This is a genomic window from Pontibacter sp. MBLB2868 (genome assembly GCF_051904785.1).
In the GTDB taxonomy this organism is placed as follows: Bacteria; Bacteroidota; Bacteroidia; order Cytophagales; family Hymenobacteraceae; genus Pontibacter.
Genome location: NZ_CP196710.1, coordinates 1,691,793 through 1,711,137 on the forward strand (window position 1 = coordinate 1,691,793; position 19,345 = coordinate 1,711,137).

At 42.3% G+C, this 19,345-nt stretch carries 20 protein-coding genes; 6 read left to right on the plus strand and 14 right to left on the minus strand.

Annotated features, from left to right (window positions below):
• Positions 1-6 precede the first annotated feature (6 nt).
• Both gyrA and ACSX1A_RS07245 read left to right on the plus strand, forming a co-directional pair.
• Entirely contained in the window at positions 7-2,547 is a 2,541-nt protein-coding gene (gyrA, locus tag ACSX1A_RS07240) for a DNA gyrase subunit A (RefSeq protein ID WP_439882952.1), read from the plus strand.
• A 74-nt stretch (positions 2,548-2,621) separates the two neighbouring features.
• Positions 2,622-3,758, plus strand: coding sequence for a tetratricopeptide repeat protein (locus tag ACSX1A_RS07245; protein ID WP_439882953.1), 1,137 nt, complete (start codon positions 2,622-2,624; stop codon positions 3,756-3,758).
• Positions 3,759-4,011: 253 nt separating this feature from the next.
• Here the strand turns inward: ACSX1A_RS07245 and ACSX1A_RS07250 are convergent, their stop codons facing one another.
• Positions 4,012-5,073: a hypothetical protein gene (locus tag ACSX1A_RS07250; protein WP_439882954.1), complete on the minus strand. Its 1,062-nt coding sequence runs from the start codon at positions 5,071-5,073 to the stop codon at positions 4,012-4,014.
• Positions 5,074-5,501: 428 nt separating this feature from the next.
• Positions 5,502-6,428: an AraC family transcriptional regulator gene (locus ACSX1A_RS07255; RefSeq protein ID WP_439882955.1), complete on the minus strand. Its 927-nt coding sequence runs from the start codon at positions 6,426-6,428 to the stop codon at positions 5,502-5,504.
• 137 nt (positions 6,429-6,565) lie between these two features.
• Here ACSX1A_RS07255 and ACSX1A_RS07260 point away from each other — a divergent pair, with 137 nt between their 5' ends.
• Both ACSX1A_RS07260 and ACSX1A_RS07265 read left to right on the plus strand, forming a co-directional pair.
• Positions 6,566-8,098, plus strand: coding sequence for an aldehyde dehydrogenase family protein (locus tag ACSX1A_RS07260; RefSeq protein WP_439882956.1), 1,533 nt, complete (start codon positions 6,566-6,568; stop codon positions 8,096-8,098).
• A 62-nt stretch (positions 8,099-8,160) separates the two neighbouring features.
• Positions 8,161-8,526: a DUF779 domain-containing protein gene (locus ACSX1A_RS07265; RefSeq protein ID WP_439882957.1), complete on the plus strand. Its 366-nt coding sequence runs from the start codon at positions 8,161-8,163 to the stop codon at positions 8,524-8,526.
• A gap of 101 nt (positions 8,527-8,627) precedes the next feature.
• Here ACSX1A_RS07265 and ACSX1A_RS07270 read toward each other — a convergent pair whose 3' ends face one another.
• The 5 genes from ACSX1A_RS07270 to ACSX1A_RS07290 form a co-directional block, all read right to left on the minus strand.
• Entirely contained in the window at positions 8,628-9,029 is a 402-nt protein-coding gene (locus ACSX1A_RS07270) for a phage holin family protein (protein ID WP_439882958.1), read from the minus strand.
• Positions 9,030-9,102: 73 nt separating this feature from the next.
• The gene (msrA, locus tag ACSX1A_RS07275) at positions 9,103-9,777 is read right to left on the minus strand and encodes a peptide-methionine (S)-S-oxide reductase MsrA (RefSeq protein ID WP_439882959.1); all 675 of its coding nucleotides are present in this window, start codon (positions 9,775-9,777) and stop codon (positions 9,103-9,105) included.
• Between the two features lie 110 nt (positions 9,778-9,887).
• On the minus strand, positions 9,888-10,886 hold the full coding sequence (locus ACSX1A_RS07280; RefSeq protein WP_439882960.1) for a cation diffusion facilitator family transporter: 999 nt from the start codon (positions 10,884-10,886) through the stop codon (positions 9,888-9,890).
• 194 nt (positions 10,887-11,080) lie between these two features.
• Positions 11,081-11,374: an excinuclease ABC subunit C gene (locus ACSX1A_RS07285; protein WP_439882961.1), complete on the minus strand. Its 294-nt coding sequence runs from the start codon at positions 11,372-11,374 to the stop codon at positions 11,081-11,083.
• Positions 11,375-11,552: 178 nt separating this feature from the next.
• Positions 11,553-11,984: a hypothetical protein gene (locus ACSX1A_RS07290; protein ID WP_439882962.1), complete on the minus strand. Its 432-nt coding sequence runs from the start codon at positions 11,982-11,984 to the stop codon at positions 11,553-11,555.
• A gap of 240 nt (positions 11,985-12,224) precedes the next feature.
• Between ACSX1A_RS07290 and ACSX1A_RS07295 the strand changes: the two genes are divergently transcribed.
• The gene (locus ACSX1A_RS07295; protein WP_439882963.1) at positions 12,225-12,584 is read left to right on the plus strand and encodes a hypothetical protein; all 360 of its coding nucleotides are present in this window, start codon (positions 12,225-12,227) and stop codon (positions 12,582-12,584) included.
• A 68-nt stretch (positions 12,585-12,652) separates the two neighbouring features.
• Here the strand turns inward: ACSX1A_RS07295 and ACSX1A_RS07300 are convergent, their stop codons facing one another.
• Positions 12,653-12,853 carry a hypothetical protein gene (locus ACSX1A_RS07300; RefSeq protein ID WP_439882964.1) on the minus strand — a complete coding sequence of 67 codons (201 nt, stop codon included), beginning with the start codon at positions 12,851-12,853 and terminating at the stop codon, positions 12,653-12,655.
• 121 nt (positions 12,854-12,974) lie between these two features.
• Between ACSX1A_RS07300 and ACSX1A_RS07305 the strand changes: the two genes are divergently transcribed.
• On the plus strand, positions 12,975-13,709 hold the full coding sequence (locus ACSX1A_RS07305; RefSeq protein WP_439882965.1) for a pseudouridine synthase: 735 nt from the start codon (positions 12,975-12,977) through the stop codon (positions 13,707-13,709).
• Position 13,710: 1 nt separating this feature from the next.
• On the opposite strand, the gene ACSX1A_RS07310 is transcribed toward ACSX1A_RS07305, so the two are convergent.
• The 6 genes from ACSX1A_RS07310 to ACSX1A_RS07335 all read right to left on the minus strand — a co-directional run bounded on the left by ACSX1A_RS07310 (position 13,711) and on the right by ACSX1A_RS07335 (position 19,345).
• A complete protein-coding gene (locus tag ACSX1A_RS07310) occupies positions 13,711-14,058 on the minus strand; it encodes a hypothetical protein (protein ID WP_439882966.1) in 348 nt (115 codons plus the stop codon).
• Between the two features lie 46 nt (positions 14,059-14,104).
• The gene (locus ACSX1A_RS07315; RefSeq protein ID WP_439882967.1) at positions 14,105-15,043 is read right to left on the minus strand and encodes a DnaJ C-terminal domain-containing protein; all 939 of its coding nucleotides are present in this window, start codon (positions 15,041-15,043) and stop codon (positions 14,105-14,107) included.
• Between the two features lie 129 nt (positions 15,044-15,172).
• Positions 15,173-15,775, minus strand: coding sequence for a YqaE/Pmp3 family membrane protein (locus ACSX1A_RS07320; RefSeq protein WP_439882968.1), 603 nt, complete (start codon positions 15,773-15,775; stop codon positions 15,173-15,175).
• An 81-nt stretch (positions 15,776-15,856) separates the two neighbouring features.
• Complete coding sequence (locus ACSX1A_RS07325; RefSeq protein ID WP_439882969.1) at positions 15,857-16,633, minus strand: N-formylglutamate amidohydrolase; 777 nt, start codon at positions 16,631-16,633, stop codon at positions 15,857-15,859.
• On the minus strand, positions 16,627-17,883 hold the full coding sequence (locus ACSX1A_RS07330) for a carboxylate-amine ligase (RefSeq protein ID WP_439882970.1): 1,257 nt from the start codon (positions 17,881-17,883) through the stop codon (positions 16,627-16,629). The genes ACSX1A_RS07325 and ACSX1A_RS07330 overlap by 7 nt, the downstream gene beginning before the upstream one ends.
• Positions 17,876-19,345 (minus strand): RimK family protein, encoded by a 1,470-nt coding sequence (locus ACSX1A_RS07335; RefSeq protein WP_439882971.1) that lies wholly within the window; start codon positions 19,343-19,345, stop codon positions 17,876-17,878. The genes ACSX1A_RS07330 and ACSX1A_RS07335 overlap by 8 nt, the downstream gene beginning before the upstream one ends.

Below are 19,345 nucleotides of genomic sequence, written 5' to 3' on the forward strand. Positions count from 1 at the left end.
TTAGACATGATTGAAGGCGAACGAATAATACCGATCAACATTGAAGACGAAATGCGCGGTGCGTATATCGACTATTCAATGTCTGTTATCATTTCTAGAGCCTTACCCGATGTTCGGGATGGATTAAAGCCTGTGCACCGAAGAGTGCTCTACGGCATGTCCGAACTGGGGGTATCTTATAACAAAGCCTATAAGAAGTCGGCCAGAATAGTAGGAGAGGTGCTTGGTAAGTACCACCCGCACGGTGATTCATCTGTTTATGAAACAATGGTACGTATGGCCCAGGAATGGTCACTGCGTTACCCGTTAGTTGACGGACAAGGTAACTACGGTTCGATAGATGGCGACTCACCGGCTGCTATGCGTTATACCGAGGCACGCCTGAAGCGTATTGCCGATGAACTACTTTCGGACCTGGAGAAAAACACGGTTGACTTTGTCCCGAATTTCGACGAATCGCTGAAGGAACCAAGCGTGATGCCGGCAAAGTTGCCTAACCTGCTAATCAACGGTACATCAGGTATCGCTGTTGGTATGGCAACCAATATGGCTCCCCATAACCTGACAGAGGTTGTGAACGGCATCATTGCATTCATCGATAATAAAGATATCACAATAGCCGAACTGATGCATTACATCACGGCTCCTGACTTTCCGACAGGTGGTATAATTTATGGCTACGATGGCGTTAAATCAGCGTTTGAGACGGGCAGAGGACGTGTTCTGATGCGTGGCCGCGCGATATTCGAAACGTTGCCATCTGGTAAAGAGCAGATCATTGTAACGGAGATCCCTTACATGGTTAACAAAGCCTCCCTGATCGAGAAGACAGCGGCTCTTGTTAATGATAAGAAAATTGAGGGCATTGCTGACTTACGTGATGAGTCTGACCGCGATGGTTTACGCATTGTTTATGACCTGAAGCGTGATGCGATCCCGAATGTAGTTCTTAATAATCTTTACAAGTATACTGCGCTGCAGTCATCTTTTGGCGTAAATAACGTGGCACTTGTAAAAGGCCGCCCAATGACGCTAAACCTTAAGGACATGATCCTCCACTTTGTGGAGCACCGTCATGAGGTAGTTGTTCGCAGAACCCAGTATGAATTGGATGAAGCGAAAAAGCGTGCACACATTCTGGAAGGCTTGCTGATAGCATTAGATAACCTGGATGAAGTGATCAACCTGATCCGTTCGTCACGTGATCCGGAGATTGCCCGTAATGGTTTAATTGAGAGATTCCAACTTTCTGAGATCCAGGCCCGTGCTATACTTGACATGCGTCTCCAGCGCTTAACCGGTCTGGAGCGCGACAAGATACAGCAGGAGTACGATGAGATCATGAAACTGATCGACTATCTGACTTCTATCCTGAATGACGAAGCCCTTCGAATGCAGATCATTAAAGACGAGCTCATCGAGATCAGAGAAAGATACGGTGATGCGCGCCGTACCAGCATCGAGGCAAGTACAGGTGATATTTCTTACGAGGACATGATCCCGGAGGAGAATATGGTTATTACTATATCTCATGAAGGGTATATCAAGCGTACTTCTTTAAGTGAATACCGTAGCCAGAGCCGCGGAGGCGTTGGATCCCGCGGTGTAGCCGCATCCAAGGAAAGTGATTTTACAGAACACCTTTTCATTGCCAGTACCCATAATTATATGCTGTTCTTTACTGAGTTCGGTAAAGTATTCTGGCTGAAAGTTTATGAGATTCCGGAAGGAGGGAAGACTACCAAAGGGCGTGCTATCCAAAATATCATTCAGATTGAGAAAGAGGATAAAGTTCGCGCTGTATTGAACGTGCATGACCTGAAAAATCAGGACTTTGTACTGAATCATAACCTGGTGTTCATCACTGAGAAAGGTACGATCAAGAAAACAGTACTAGAAGCTTATTCCCGCCCAAGAACGAATGGAATTAACGCCATTACGATCAACGAAGGAGACAGGCTGCTGGATGTGCAGATGACCAACGGCAACAGCGAAATAGTGATCGCGCTGCAGTCTGGTAGAGCAATTCGCTTTAACGAAGAACAAGTTAGACCAATGGGTCGTAATGCTGCTGGTGTACGAGGTGTGACACTAGCAGGAGCAAGCGACAAAGTAGTTGGTATGGTTTGTGTACAGAATGAAAACACAGAGCTACTGGTGGTTTCAGAGAACGGTTACGGAAAACGTTCTTTATTAGACGAATACCGCATCACCAACAGAGGTGGTAAAGGTGTTAAGACAATGAACGTTACTGAAAAAACCGGTAATCTGGTTGCAATCAAAGGTGTTATAGATACTGACGACCTGATGATCATTAACCGTTCAGGTATCACAATCAGGCTTCGTGTGAATGACATCCGGGTAATCGGGCGTGCAACACAAGGAGTGAGGCTGATCAAACTGAATGAAACTGATCAGATTTCTTCTGTAGCAAAAATTGAGATGGAAGACGAAGAGGAAGTGGTTTTAGATCAGTCTGAATTAACACCTGATGATTCGTTGCAGCCAGATACTATGATTGACCCGGAGACAACCGAGGAGGCATAATCTGTATTTTAAGGGAATTTTATTTCACTGAATATTCGTTAACAGACAAACACAAACCAATTTCACAAACAAGTATGAAAAAAATACTTCTAACTGCCTTTGCGGCAGCTACTTTAACAACGGTGGCAAGTGCGCAAAATTCAGCTGTGAACAGTGCAATCATGAACCAGAAACAAGGTTTGCTAGATAAAGCACAAGCTGATATCGATAAGGCGATTGAGCACAAAAAAACAAAAGATAAAGCTAAAACATGGTTCTACCGTGGTGTAATTTATCAGGATATGATCGGCAACCCGATCTATAGCAAGCTAACCAATGATAATACACCAATTCTGGTATTAGAGTCTTTTGACAAGGCTGTTGAGCTTGATGGCAAGGATGGTGAATATGCAAAGCTAGTTCCGGAGCGTAAGGAAATGCTTTATGGCCAGGTTTTAAACCAGGCAGTAGAATTCCATAACAAGCAGGACTGGGATAATGCGATCGATAAGTATAAGTTGGCTTCTAAGGTAAATCCTCAGGATACTACTGCTGTTCTTTACGCTGCATATGCTTCTACAGCTAAGCAGGATTACCCACAAGCGATCACGTTCTATGATCAATTGATTGACATGGGTCATAAGACAGAAGATGTTTACAAAGCTAAAGTGCAGCTTCAGCAGGCTACAGAGGCCAGTGATGAAGAAATCATGAAAACACTTGCGGCTGCACTTAAAGAGCATCCGAACAGTGTATTCCTGATGCAGGAGGAGCTAAAGTATTACCTTAAAAACAACCGTGCTGACGAAGCAATGGCTAAACTTGAAGGTGCTATTAAAGCAGATCCTAATAATGCCAGCCTTTATGCAGTGTTAGGTAACCTTCAGGAGAAGAAAGGTAATTTAGATGCAGCCACTGAAAGCTATAAAAAAGCCATTCAGGTAGATCCTAACAACTTTGATGCTTACTATAACTTAGCTGTATTAGAATACAACAAAGGTAGCGAGATCAATAACAAGGCTGCTAAAATGGACTATGCAACTTACCAGAAAAAAGGAAAGGCCCTGGAAGCAGAAGCTAAAAAGCATTACGAAGCTTCGTTGCCATATTTCCAGAAAGCATTGGAAGTACAGCCAGATGATCAGGCTACAATCCAGAACCTTGTAAAAGTGAACACACGCTTAGGTCGTAAGGCTGAAGCTGATAAATACAGCAAAATGCTTAACAAATAAGCATTAGATGTAATAAAGAAAAGGGAGGCTGAAAAGCTTCCCTTTTTTTTATGCGCTATAATCCAGTATTACAGATCAGCCTAATCCTGATTACTTATTAAAGAAACAGCACAGATAAACAAGGTTGAGATGGTAATAGAGAAACACTACTTAACATAATATAAATTATAAGACTTATAATTTACGATTGAATCTTTCATAATAAGTGTCACTAATAATTTACTTTATGTTAAATAGCATCAGCTTCAGTATACTATAACTTTCTCTGCTTAATTTTATCTAGTTCTTTCAAGAAATGTGTCGTTGGTAAATTCTCATCTTTTGCCAACTCTACAGCTTTTTCCTGCATCGCTTCTGCCTCATTAAAAAACTCTAATTTATAAAGCACATGCGCATACGTGTCATAAAAAGCCGCTTTAGGATTTTCTGCAACCGTTCTTTTGCTCCAGGCTAATGCCCGACTCAGGTATATGTTATTTGTTGTTCCCGAACTATATACCTGGTATGCAGCATTGTTTAAGTTTGTATAAAACGATCGTTCCGAATTTGCGGATGATACTCTAACAACAGATCTGGTTTCGCTTTTAGCACCCTCCGGTAATTGCTTTTTAATTTCTTCGTAGTTTTTTCTTCTTTCATTTATTAAGGAATCTTCGGCAGCCATCATTTCTTCAACCGAGTCTGCTTTGATAGTCATATAATACCTGTCATAGTATGAGACCAGAGTTGGCAGATAATTAGCTGTATCGCCTGTGGCCCTGTAAAACCTTAGCATATTATCGTCGAACGCTCTTTGTCCCTTCCGGTACTCTTTTCCCCAGGTTGATCTGGCAAAATTGGCCCCTTTTAGTGCCAATGCTTGATTATTATGTTCAATAGCTTGCTTCGAAGTATTATTAATAATTTTATTATTAATTGCCAGCCTTTTTGATAATGGCAGTGTGCTATATAGTTTGTTGACCATTTGCTGATTTAACCGGGCAAATTTAAAGGCTTTACTTTCAACAACTGGTCCAAATTCATGAATAAAAACTACTTCAGGAAAGGAGTCTACTACACTAACAGGCAATTGGTCAACATATTCTTCCAGAAGCTCTTGAGAAACCAAAATACCCAGATCCTGCTGCAGAAGCATATATCTTTTCAGAAAAGCTCTGTCCCTCCTGCCCTGCCTGTACTCCTTCTGGAAATAGCTCAGGTTATTTTCACCTGCTCTCTTAGTTTGGAATGACGAAATTTGCTGTAAAAAATACTGTGGGTTTGATGAAGTTTTAGATGCACGATGGATCAGCGCTCCGTCCGGGTTCAGAAACAAGTACGTTGGATATTCACTGATGCTGTACAGGTTAGAAAGTACTTTAGCATCCGACGATCCAAAAGGTACTTTATAGTTTAAGAAAGTTCGGTTCAGCTCCTTTATTACCTGCTGATCATCTAAGCCTGTCGTATTGTAGGCTTTAACTAGATGTTCTGGTAAACTGGCTGATGAGACAGGTGGTGAGACTAGTATAAATACAGGCTTGTTTAATTCACGGGCTTTGGATAACACCTTCTCCAGAGGTCCTTGCTCAAACCGAACTTGTTGCGCTAACAGGCATTTTTGGGTAAAAAGTAAAAACAGTAACAGCAGTAGCTTTCTTTTCATCAATATAGAATCAAACTTATAGACGAGGATATATATTTTATATTAAATATATGCTAAATTATTTTATCCAAGGCTATTGATACATGTAAAAGCGTTCCCTAAATCTGTCTGCTTATTTGATATGCTTTTGGTGTAGTGCCCTCTAACTTTTTAAAGGCACGGATGAAGTAACTCAGGTTCTGGAAGCCACTCATAAAGCAGGCTTGTGTCACTGAATTATAGGGATCCCGGAGAAATTTTTTGGCCAGTTTTATACGCTCTTTTAGAATGTAATCTGCCGGTGTAAAGCCAAATTCCTCTTTAAATTTCCGAAAGAAACTGGCGCGGCTCATACAGGCTTTGTCACTCAGGCGTTCAACATCAATAACGGACGTAATATTCTCTTTTATATAGTCAATAATATACCCGAAACGGTGAGAACCGGCTAGTCGTTTATAATTTAATTCGAAAAACTCACGGGCTTGCGTTTGCATTAAACGAATCAGAAGCTCATTTAATGCTAAGTTAGCTAGTAGATCTTTTTCTCTGCTGTGCTCATTTAAACTGATTTTTATGAGCCTGTTAATAATATCTGCCAGGTCCAGATTATTGGCTAAATGGAGGTGCTCCCCCCGAATAAGCCACTCCTCTCCTTCCTCTACTTTGGTATGCCGTTCATTTAGGAGTTGGATTGTGGAGCGAATCTGCTCAGCTGAAATGGCTAGTGCCAGACACTGCGTTGGTGTTTCCTTGTTAGCTTCAGGAAAATCAATTTTCATTAGCTCGTTAGGGGGTACAATAACAGACTCGCCAGGTAAATAGTCAAAACCTGGTCTGTCAGCCAGCCGCATGATCTTTTTGCCCCGCAACATACTTGTAAGCAGCCAGTCACCAAATTGTAGATTTACGTTTTCAGCTTGCTGATGCGTCTCAAACACATTCAACTCACAAGCCTCCATGCTGTAAACAGATCTGTTCTCGACCAGGGTCAGTAAAGAATTCTTATTGCGAAGAGGGACAGCATGTAATTTGTGGCTTTTAGGCATAGTTCCGTTAGTTGATCAGTGTACCCGTTCAAGATGATACGATAAGAACAAAATTTTAGACAATAGGTTGAGTATTAAACGGTGTATTTATTGAACTTTAATTAAAGTTCTTTCTAACAAAACTAAATATAAACACTATGGATGCAGTAGCAACACCACAGGAAAAATCCATTATCCTGGAACGCCCAAAGTTTAAAGAAAAATATGACCACTTTATAGGTGGTGAATGGGTTGCACCTTCTACCGGAGAGTATTTTGATAATATATCTCCAATTGATGGCAAGGCCTTCACTAAAGCTGCACGCGGCAACAAAGAAGATATAGAAAAAGCCCTTGATGCCGCACATAAAGCTTTTAAATCATGGTCTAAGACATCGGCAGCAGCTCGTAGCAAGGTATTGTTGGATATCGCCAACATTATTGAGCAGAATGCAGAGATGCTGGCCCGGGCTGAAACTGTGGACAATGGCAAAGCTATCCGTGAAACCCGTGCTGCTGATATCCCACTTTGTATTGATCACTTCCGTTATTTTGCTGGTGTGATTCGTGCTGATGAAAGCACGATGTCGGAGCATGATGAGTACACTATCAGCATTAACTTACAGGAGCCAATAGGTGTAGTAGGTCAGATCATCCCTTGGAACTTCCCACTTTTGATGGCGACCTGGAAAATGGCTCCAGCACTGGCTGCGGGTTGTTGTATCGTGATGAAGCCTGCAGAGCAGACACCTACCAGCATCATGATGCTCATGGAACTGATACAGGATGTTGTGCCGGCTGGTGTCATCAACGTTGTGTCAGGTTTTGGTCCTGAAGCCGGAAAGCCCCTTGCCTCCTCCCCTCGTGTTGCCAAAGTTGCTTTTACAGGCGAAACCACCACCGGACGCTTAATTATGCAGTACGCTTCAGAGAACCTGATTCCGGTAACAATGGAACTGGGTGGCAAGTCTCCAAACATATTTATGCCAAGCATTGCGGATGCAGATGATGACTTTTTTGACAAATGCGTTGAAGGGGCTGTGATGTTTGCGCTGAACCAGGGCGAGGTATGTACTTGTCCGTCACGCATTTTAGTACACGAAAGTGCTTACGACCGTTTCATGGAACGTGTGGTGCAACGCACGAAGGACATAAAGGTGGGTCATCCGCTCGCAGAAGACACGATGATGGGTGCACAAGCCTCCAACGACCAGTTTGAGAAGATACTTTCCTACATGGATATCGGTAAACAGGAAGGAGCAGAAGTTTTAGTTGGCGGCGGTGTTGCAAGCCTTAACAGCGGGTTAGAAAAAGGCTATTACATACAGCCAACCATCTTCAAGGGATCTAATAAAATGCGTGTTTTCCAGGAAGAGATATTTGGTCCGGTTACTTCTGTAACTACTTTCAAAACAACTGAAGAAGCCATAGAACTTGCAAATGACACCCTGTATGGTCTTGGAGCTGGACTCTGGACCCGGGATGCCCATGAGATTTACCAGGTGCCTCGTGCTATTCAGGCTGGACGCGTGTGGGTAAACTGCTACCATGCTTATCCGGCTCATGCGCCGTTCGGAGGGTATAAGAAATCAGGATTCGGACGTGAGAACCACAAAATGATGCTTAACCACTACCGCCAGACAAAGAACATGCTTATTTCTTATGACAAGAAGAAGCTCGGTTTCTTTTAATTAAAACACATCTAAGCCCCGCCAGCAGCGCACAGGCGGGGCTTATTTAATATTAAACTGCCATGCATGAAGTAGAACGGGTAACAATAACAGAAGCAGCGAAGGAAGTCATTGACAAGCTGCGAGCTCAACACGGACAGTTAATGTTTCATCAAAGCGGTGGCTGCTGCGACGGCTCACAACCTATGTGCTTTGAGGAAGGTGAATTTAAAGTTGGTGACAGTGATGTGCTGCTCGGTGAAGTGTATGGTTGCAAATTTTATATGGCCAGGGATCAGTACGAATATTGGAAACATACGCAGCTTATGCTTGATGTAACTCCAGGAAGAGGGTCCAGCTTTTCATTAGAGATCCCAATGGGAGTACGGTTTCACATCAGATCAAGGGTTTTCACAGAACAGGAAATGGAGCAACTTCCAGATTTGTAACCCATAAAAGCTAACGCTTTAGCGCATTTCTATTCCAATGAAAGGTGCCTTTACGCAGAATAAAATCTGCATAAAGGCACCTTTCATATTTAAGAGATAGTTTATGCCTTGTATACTTGTTCAACCCCGGGCTGATTCTGCAACAAAGTATACCTGTCATCATTATCACCTCTTATCCAGCCCACAATCGCCAAGGCTACAGCAACGGCTATGGCAATGATCAAGGCAGGTAAAAACCCGTCAATCTTAAAATTACCTACCAGCTTATCTACTAGTTTCAGCATAAGTGCGGTAACTAATAAACCAACAATTGCTTCAAGAAGGAAAAAGGTAAATAAATTGAGGATGCCACCTAAGATCCAACCAATAGTGGCCGTAAAAATAGCAGTAAGGAAAGCAACCCATAAGGCTGTCCAAAAGCTTTTCACATGCACACTTGACATCGCATAAGAAAGAATTAGGATGACAAATGCCGTAACAAGCAGATTAATTATAAAGCCCATAGTACAGTTTTTTGTTGAAAAACACTTTAGACTTCATACTACGGCAAATTGCAAGAATTTGATGGCAAAGCCGTTAGTTCATATACTCTGATTTCAGCTTATTATGGTAATTTGACTCGAACTTCTGCACTTTTGGTCTTGCAACTGAAGTAACATAAGGGTCATTTGGATTACGTTCGTAATAATCCTGGTGATATTCCTCTGCTTGCCAAAATTTCTTGAATGGTTCAACAGATGTTACAATGTCGTTCTGATAGGCACCGGATTGCTCAAGCTTGTTAATATAATCTACAATAATCTTTTTTTCTTCCGGAGTTCGGTAAAACGCGATAGACCTGTACTGCTTACCAATATCTGGCCCCTGCCTGTTTAATGTTGTAGGGTCATGTGTGGCAAAAAAGACTTCGACAAGTTCAGAAAAGCTGATTTTATCCGGATTATAGTATACTTGCACGGATTCAGCATAATTTGTGCTCCCTGCGCTTACTTCACTATAAGTGGGGTTAGGCTTGGTGCCACCTGAATAGCCTGAAATAACTGCCTCCACACCTTCCAGGCGTTCGAAGTATGCTTCTGTACACCAGAAACATCCACCTGCAAAAGTTGCCTTAGAAAGGCCTGCGGTATCAATGTTTACAAGTGCCTGCTCCTCTGTAAATTCAGCCTGAGATGAATCTGTACCTCTCTCTGAACAGGAGGCTACTAAAAAAAGAAGGGGTAAAAACGAATAGAGTATCTGTTGTAACATAATGAGTGCTTTATTCTTTGTTTTACGGAAACAGTCATCTAACAGATCAGCAAAAACCAATAAAGCTACAAATCGGGCACTCTGAAAGTAAAAAAATATTCAGATGCCTTTTAATACAGGCTGTGTTTTCTGTCTGAAATTACTTTGTCAAGTTCCCATTCAATTCGATCCTTAAAAGGAGCCCTTCTAACTTTGCAATCCTCTTTAGTGCATATAGAGCAGGAAGCTTCTATACATGGATCAGTATGTATAAAAAGTTCTATGCTAGGGTCGATCTTATCTCTTACCAGTCTGCCAACAGCTTCAACCTCATCATGCGCTTCAAGTACATTAAGGTACCAGGGCACAGTAAGATGGCAGTCAATGTGTAAAGTAGCCCCGTATTTAATTACCCTCAGGTTATGGATATCGATCCAGTTTTCTCTCCTGTTGTTATTCAAAACAGAAACGATCTGATTTAGAAGCTCATAATCAGCCTCGTCCATGATACCGGCAATAGAAGACCGGAGTATGCGGTAACCTGTTATACAGATTATGATGCCGAAGATCACGGCAACAATACTATCAAGCCAAATAAAGCCTGTTATGTAGATCAGTAGCAAGCCAATCAGTATACCTGCAGTTGAGTAAGCATCCGTTTTGAGGTGCTTCCCTCCGGCAACCAAAACTAATGAGTTGCTATGCCGTCCTCTTCTTTCAGTTAAAAAACCAACAACATAGTTTACAATTCCGGCTGCAGCAGTCAGTAGTATACCAATGTCAAGTTGATGCAGAACAACAGGTTCAAAAAGATTAAAAATAGACTTAATGATAATTGCACCACCCGCTATCAGAATGAGGGAACCCTCGAGAGTTGCTGCCACAAACTCAATCTTGCCGTGGCCATAGGGATGGTTAAGATCTTTGGGGCGGGATGAAATGATAAGGCTATACAAAGAAAAAGCGCCAGCTACCACATTTATTATGGACTCCAGCGCATCAGTAAGTATAGCATTTGAATTAGTAATAAAGAAAGCAACAAACTTTGCTATCAAAAGAAGAACTCCTACCAACACCACAAAAACCTGTAGCCGAATGTTGTCACTGAGGTTACTCTTTGCTTGCTTCACAATAGCAGGTATAATAGGTGTTTTGGAAGGTTATAGCCTAATAAAATATAAATTTAAGAGATGAGTGGCTGAAAGACTAATTATGCAACTAAAGAAAAATAGGGATTAGCATGACTAGCTGATGCACAGCTCTAAAATTTTAGGCGGGCATCAGCCATTGCAAAAGGTGTGCAATATTAACTTTACCTGGGGTATTACAACGTATCGCTCAAGTCAAGCCAGTTAGGATTCATAGATGCTATCAGACTATACGTTGTATCCTTACCTCCGCTCTTGATTTGATGCTCTCTGTTCTGAGCGATAGACTCAACATCATAATGCTCATAATATACCAGCTTGTTGGAAGGATGAGTAGTTGCGTTTTGCGCATGATCTGCATTCCGCTGGACAATTTGAGCACGTAGATCGTCAGCTATACCAATCTGCACATCTGAACCGGGTTGCTCACCAAATATATAAACGAAATAATGTTGTTTATCTGCCTGCATAATATCTCTCTGTTTAGCTGATTATACGTGAAGCTATAAACTCCGTTCACCCAACTTTTATAGCCTGCCACAAATAAAACGGGAAACTACACCAGCTATTGCATCCATATATTTCACAATGAGTTTTGGTCACCAGTTAGCAGATATTATCAATTATTAATTAGTATTAATTAAAGTTTTAAGGTTTCGAGATAGGCTTTTGGTTCAACCAGATGTATGCATCCAGAATACTATAAAACGTTTCGATGGTTACCCTAGAACTCAGGTTAATAATAACATCAGTTCCTATCTGCGTATAGAAATCAGGAGAATAAACCCAGGCAAACCATCTCACCCCAAGGTCATGCATACTTGGGAACCATACTTTACCGACCCAATCAATTGCGCCCGGATAATGACCCGTTACATTGGTGTTATTATTAAGTACCTTTTCAAATGGATACTTTTTTAAGGAATCAAGCACAGCTAAACAACCATTTTTTGCAGTTGTGGCATCCAAAACCCCTTTCCAATCAGCTAAGAGGTACCTGTCTTTCGAATGCGCATATGTGGTGAGATAGTCACTTACAAAAACCTTCTCATAAGCAGCATCTTTCTCTAAACCAATCATTTAAATTATCATAAAGTTCTAAATCAAATATACATGTCTTGGTTCTCTTATGTTCAACAATTTAATTGCAATATTTTAACAATCTTAAGAGCTCCATTTTTTTATGAATTTTCCGGCATAAATAATGTTATATAAAAGATAAAGTGTGGTATTAAGTATTTGTAAATGACATTATTATATAAAGACAAGCATTCTCAGATAGATATTTTACAGAGTGGGCTTGTATTAAGATTGACATGGTTGAGACAACCAGAGGAATTAGAATTTCAGGGTACTTTCGTAACGTTCCTTGACTTTGCTAAAGAGTTGAAAATTAAAAATCTACTATCAGATAACCGGCTGGGAATTAATATAACACTTGGCATGCAACGCTGGACGGCAGAAATATGTGCTGCCTATATCCAAAGTTTACATGTGGAGCGTTATGCACGTATCGTACAACAGGATGCGTTTCAGCAGTTGGTAACCTATAAAATGCACGATGCCTTAAATGCAATGGTATATAATCAGGTGGACGTCAGGTTATTTACTACCTACGAAATGGGCTACGATTGGCTTGTTTCTGCTCAAACACTAACACCTTTTATTAGCGCATCCTGATCTATTGGAAGGTTTGTAGAATGTAACTGCGGATCATTTTTATTTACTATATCTTAACAATCAGGTTGTTATAGTTCCTCCAGATCAAAGTCCTTCCCTTTTCCATATTTGGTGAGGTCGTGAAGCGGATATGTTTCGAGGGTATGGAGGTCTTTTACAATAAATATTCCCTCCTCCGGCATTTCTTTTACCTGGAAGTCAAAAACCTCCCCATGGTTTGTTAATCTGTAGTTTCTTCCTTTTCTGAGATTATCTAATGAAATAGCCATTCCGGATCAATTATTATTTACTTACGGCTGCAAATATACATGAAGCTTTAGCATGGTGACTTACGAAACATGCAAAAGGTGGTTTTTGCTGTATATTTGCACTGCATAAAACCGATAAATCGTGCTTACTATAATTTATGAGGATGAGCAGTATGTTGCTATTAACAAGCCCAATGGTTTGCTAGTGCATCGTACGCGTATAGCAGAAGAGAAAAAAGAATTTGCCTTACAATTGCTAAGAGATCAGCTAGGCTATAGGGTTTACCCTGTACACCGCCTGGACAGAGGTACTTCCGGAGTGCTGCTATTTGCTAAAAATTCGGCAGCCGCCACTCCTATGGTGCAGGCATTTGAAGAGCGACAGGTAACTAAAACATATTATGCCATCGTTCGTGGCTATACAGCGGAATCTGAAACAATTGACAATCCTATTCGTCCGGACAAAGATCATCAGCATAAAGAAGCACAGGATGCCGTCACGCATTACACACGACTGGCAACCATTGAATTACCTATCGCTGTAGGCCGTTACAGCACAGCTCGTTATAGCCTGGTAAAAATAGTACCCGAAACCGGGCGCATGCACCAGATCAGAAAACACTTTGCCCACATCAGGCACTATATTATAGGAGACAAAAGGCACGGGGACTGGCGCCACAACAAGATGTTTTTGGAAGAATTAGATAGTAAAGCACTTCTGCTGCATGCTTATGAGATGCAATTCACTCACCCTTTTACCGGAGAATTGACACATATAGCGGCTGAATTACCTGAAAATATGAGAAGGCTCTGCCTGAGCTTTGACTGGGTAAATGCTGTTACAAAGCATGAGAAACTGACAGATTCCCCGGTTTAGCTTAAGTATTAAGCACCCGCTTTACCATTTCGACCTGTAACTGCGCTACCAGATCATTCTGGGAATTTGAGTTGATCACCATCAGCAAATATGCCATCGGAGATAAACGCCAGTCCTGAACCACAGAACCTGCCTTGGAACGATACACAACTTTAAAGTTTTCGCGAAGGGGCAGGTGCATACAATTACAAACTTCCGTTGCTCTTTTTAACGCCTGGCTTAACTCTTCCATACTTTCGTACCCGGTTACCTGCAAAAGGTCGGATGCATAAAAAGTAAGGTTCCGGTCAGCCATGCTATCCAGGAAGTCATCTAGGGATGTATTGACAGTGGTTGTATCTATGGTCATTAACATAGCAGTGCCTTTTTGAATGATAAAAGCCAATTTCTTATTCTTACGCTGCTTTCTCGTGCCGGAGTTCACGCAGCCTTTCAAACAGGCTCCGCTCCTCACTTGTAAGATTGGTTGGCAGCTTGATATCTATCTTTACGTAAAGATCACCGTGAAGATCAGGCTTATCATAAAGTGGCATTCCCTTGCCGCGTAACCTTAGTGTTTTTCCGCTTTGTGTGCCAGCCGGTATTTTCAACTTCAATTCTCCGCTCATGGTCTTTACAAGTGCATCACCGCCAAGTATGGCAGTGTACATATCCAAAGGCAGACTGGTGTACAGGTCATCCCCTTTGCGCTCAAAATTTGCATCTGGTTTAACTGTAACTTGTATATAAAGATCGCCGGCTCCACCTGCCGCCTCTGCCCCCTTGCCTTTAATGCGTAAGGTCTGGCCACTTGTTACCCCGGGTTTAATTTTAATCCGTAACTGCTGGTTGTTTACGTTCAGCAACCGTGATGTGCCGGCAAAAGCTTCCTGCAGCGTAATTTCTATTTCGGCCTGATAGTCGTGCCCTTTTTGAGGCCGGGTTCTGCCACGGCTCCCCTGAGCTTGCCCAAAACCTGCGCCACCGCCAAAAAATTGCTCAAAGAAATCAGAAAAACCTCCTCCACCACCGCCGAACATGTCATTGATGTCACTTTGAGAATACCCTCCCTGGAAACCACCTCCTGGTCGGCCATAATATTGCCCGCCAGCGCCCCCTCCTTGCTGAAATTGTCGCCAGTTTGATCCTAGTTGATCATATTGCTGCCTTTTTTCTTTATCTCCTAATACTTCATAGGCCTCTGAAATGTCTTTGAATTTTTCTTCAGCAGCGGGATCGCCTTTGGTTTTGTCAGGGTGGTATTTTTTTGCCAAGGCCCGGTAAGCCTTTTTAATATCTGCCTGAGAAGCAGTTTTATCTACACCAAGAATTTTATAATAGTCCTTGTATTCCATGTACCAGATGGGTTAATGAAGCATTTACTAAAACGAATTATAGTGCTTCTGGTTAAGCTTGTTGCTATACAAAAACAGCAAAGCACCGTTTGATGCGGTGCTTTGCTGTTTACAAATTTGGTAAGAATATTAAATGGAGTCTGTTACAACCAATAAAGCATGGATGATACCTGGTATTATAAACAGTAACGTAAGGATAATATTGATCCAGAACGATGTTCCTATACCGTCGTGCAGGAATACAGCCAGTGGCGGAAGTAGTACGGCCAGCACAAGCTCGATGATGGATGTTCCTGAACGTCCTCTATCCTGCCGAACTGCTTCTTTCAAATCCTTTTTCAGTTCTCTTTTTTCTGACTTGGTCAAGGAGGCAATATTCTCCTTTGCCATAGCCAATGCTTCGGCTTCAGTAAGTGTTGCTGTGTTGGCAGTAGCAACTTCCTCTTTCACCACAGGTTTAGGCAAAACAGCGGGAGCAGGTTTAGCTGCACTTGCTTCCAGTATAGGAGCAGAAGCATTTTCCTGATCTTTGGCTGTTGCTGCTTCCAAAGCGATCTGTGATAATGTTGTTTCTGCTTTCTCCTGATCCGTTACTGCAGGCTTTTCCTTCGCTTTATTAAAAGCTTCAGGTTTATGCGCAGCAAATTCATAATATTTGGCAGAACTACAAGCAAACATGAGTTGCCCGACCAAAAGCACCACCAATAGATTGAGTAGATTTCTAATTTTCATAGTAGTAAGTTTAATGATGATAAAGAATTATGAGAAAATGATATATCTGAACATCAGAAATATACGGTTTATAGACAATACTTAATGTTGCCCCTTTTTGTTATACTCTGGTACTCTTGAAGTATAAAATTTCACCTGTTCCGGCTGCTGATCTCCGGGGCAATGCTCCTGAATCACAGCTTTTAGCGCCTGCCGGATTACTGCTTTAAGTGCCTGCCACTGCTCCTGGTCACCTAGCGGAAATTTCTGGTTCACTTCCAGCTCAATTCCCAGGTATTCTTTTTCCCTGAATTTTTTTCTCAAATAAGTAGGCAGTCCATCCGATATTCCGAGATAAGGGTAGTTATTGCGAATGAGGAGATCTGGCATTTGTTTCAGCATCTGCTGCTTCCAATCTCTACAGAAAGCTTGCTCTCTTCTACGCTTGGGGTCATACAATATGCCTATGTCTGCTTTGCGTTCTTCACCATCAAGAACCGGTGTAAACGAATGTATGGAAATGTGTAGTACACGCCTCCCAGCACGCGTTAAGTCATGCACCATTTGCTCCACACCGTCGCGGTAAGGGTAATAATAGTTCTTTAAAATCTCATTCTTCTGCTTATCACTTATTGAACCGGAAATATCAGAGAAAAGCTTTTTATGATGCAACGATCTGTTGAGCTCTACTAAAAGACGCGAAGTTTGCGAAAAGAAGCTGACATCAGCCATGTCTTCGAGGTCTTTGAACAGATCGAGCGCTCCAATGTCATACCCTAGATGCGAAGCTAGTTCCTTTTGATGGCCCATAAAATAAGGCTGATATTCCGCCGGAATTTCGTTACCACCATGTTCGCACGTTAGCAACAACTTTAGCATGGCTTACCTGATAAAAATACACCGCCATTATGAAGGCAAATAGCTAATTGCCGGTATACTTCCATAATTTTTTGTTCGGAAGGATTCTGACCGATAGCCTCCAGTATTCTTCGGGACAGGTTGCCCCTCGAAAGTATGACATGCAACGCATAAGCGACCTCTGGCTGCTCATCGAGCACCAATGTCTCGTTCACCAAAAACTTCCACAACTCCCCTACTGTACAGTTTTCATTACACTTAAACCCGAAACAAGCCAGAAAGTCAAAATCAGTGATAACAGCCTGCTGTCCGTTCTTTATAACATCTGAAAGTATTGCGGCTAATTTTTCTTCCTCCCATTTTTTAAGTTCTGCTATACTTATCCAACGCTCTGAAACCAGGGCCTGTAAAACTGCCACTACAGCCTGTAAAACTGCCATATCCGCTACAGGGCTCTCCTGGATATCGATCAACCGAATTTCAATTGCGTTTCGCTGAAACCGGGCAATAGCCCCTCTTGAATTCAGGAACTCTTCCTGCAGCACACCTTCCTGATCGTAAGGCTTCATATCAGCATAGATCGGGTTGAGTATTTTCTCCTCATACTCTGCTTTTGAGAAAGCGCGTTCTGGGATTATTTTTCCTGCTATGGAAGGAATACGATCCTGGTTGTGGCGGTATACCTCTAACCTTGTATCATCAAAGCCACTTATCTTTCCATCCAGAACTGGTGATGAGGCACTGATTGCCGGGATGATCGGTAGCAGTAGGCGTATGGCCGCATGCAGCTTCTCAAACTCTGTATCATTCGCAAACGGCAGGTTCAGGTGCGTGCTCTGAAGGTTAGCCCACCCATGCCCGCGGCAGTCAAATATTTTGTTATAAGCCTCATATATAGCATTATATTCATGTGGCCAGAGTCTGGTGTCCGTATCCGGGTTCATCAGCGGATGCGCACCTGTTGGCAAAAGCATTGCATCATACTTTTCCAGCATCTGGTTGATCTTCCGTACATGTTCCAGCATCTTCCACTGTAAGCCCGGAAGACTCTCTACAGGACCCTGGGTTTTTAGCTCCACCACATGCAGTACGAGTTCGTTACTCCAGGCAATTTCTCCGAATTCCACATCCGACACATAAGCCCCTACCTCATCATAAATGAGCTTATCTGTAATGGGGCTTACTTTAAGCGAATCTTTCTGAACGATCATGTACTCCAACTCTACCCCAAAGCCTTGGAACAAGTGCAGGGGTGTTTTCCTGTTACTCATTTGTTCTGATGTTTTTGTGATTGTCGATACGACGCTTAATGGACTTAATAATGGATGCATAGAGGTTCTTTTTTAGAATTTTGTCTTCACAACCAGCTTCTATGCTGGGGTTATCGTTTACTTCGATGATGTAAGCTTTTCCATCTATTTCTTTAACATCCACACCATACAAGCCGTTACCGATAAGGTTTGCAGCTTTAAGCGCAGTATGCAGTACAGAAAAAGGAACATCTTCGAAGGGGATTGTCTCTACGTCTCCGGCGGTGTCTTGTTTCTTTCCTTCCCAATTATAAATTTGCCAATGCCCTTTGGCCATAAAATACTTGCAGGCATACAGTGGCTGTTTATCCAGCACACCAATTCTCCAGTCGTAATCTGTAGGCAGGAATTCCTGCCCTATAATTAATTCTGAGTCAGCGAGCATAAGGTTTAGCTCCTGCTGCAGGCTTTCTCTGTCTTTCGCTTTTACCACGCCTTGCGAAAAGGAACTGTCCGGCTTTTTGAGGACACACGGAAGACCAAGCTCCGCCTCCACCGCATCTTTGTTATCCTTATGGATGATCATGGTTTTAGGTGTGGGCACTTTCGCTTTTGCAAGCAGCTCTGCCAGGTATACTTTGTTTGTGCAGCGAAGTATAGAAACCGGGTCATCAATTACGGCAAGGCCATCAGTAAACGCTTTGCGGGCAAACTTGTATGTATGATGGTTTACAGCGGTAGTTTCTCTTATAAAAAGGGCATCGAACTCTGGCAATCGCCTGTAATCGTCCTTGGTAATTAACTCCACATAAAATCCCTGCGAGTCAGCTTCATCCATAAAGTTTTGAATGGCTTTTTTATTGGATGGCGGTTCCTTTTCGTCCGGGTCAATAAGTATAGCCAGGTCATAGGTCTTGCGGGTAATACGCGCACCTGAAAACCGATGCCTGGCAAAATATGCCTTTGCAAAACTCTTGACATATCGCCAATGATGTTCGGGTATTTCAGTTACAGGAATCGGAGAGATACTTTGCAATACCCACTCATCCTTAAAAACAAACTGAGCCCGAAGCAAAGGTGCCTGAAATAAATCATGGAGCTGTTTGCATAGCTTCTCATACTTTTGCGCTACGTTTTGCCCAAAATATATGCTTAGCGTAAAGCTTTTTGAGCGGAGGCTTGCCAGGCTTTTCTGAATTAACTCATTTATCTCTACAGTAATGGCCCGAACAATGGTTGGGCTCTTCAGGTCCTGCATGGTCGTGACGCTTGGAATTGACTTATGCCCTCTCGCTTCAGCAAGTAAGGAGACATAATAGCCAGCGCTCTGGTATTTATAGGAACGGCAAAGATTAAAGATTCTGGCGTTACGGATATCAGTATAAACAGTGTCCGTCAGGTAACTTTGCGCTTCGATCACTTCTACATCCTCAAGCGGAACATCCCAGTCTTTGAGATAATCAACTACAACTATTTTTCGCAT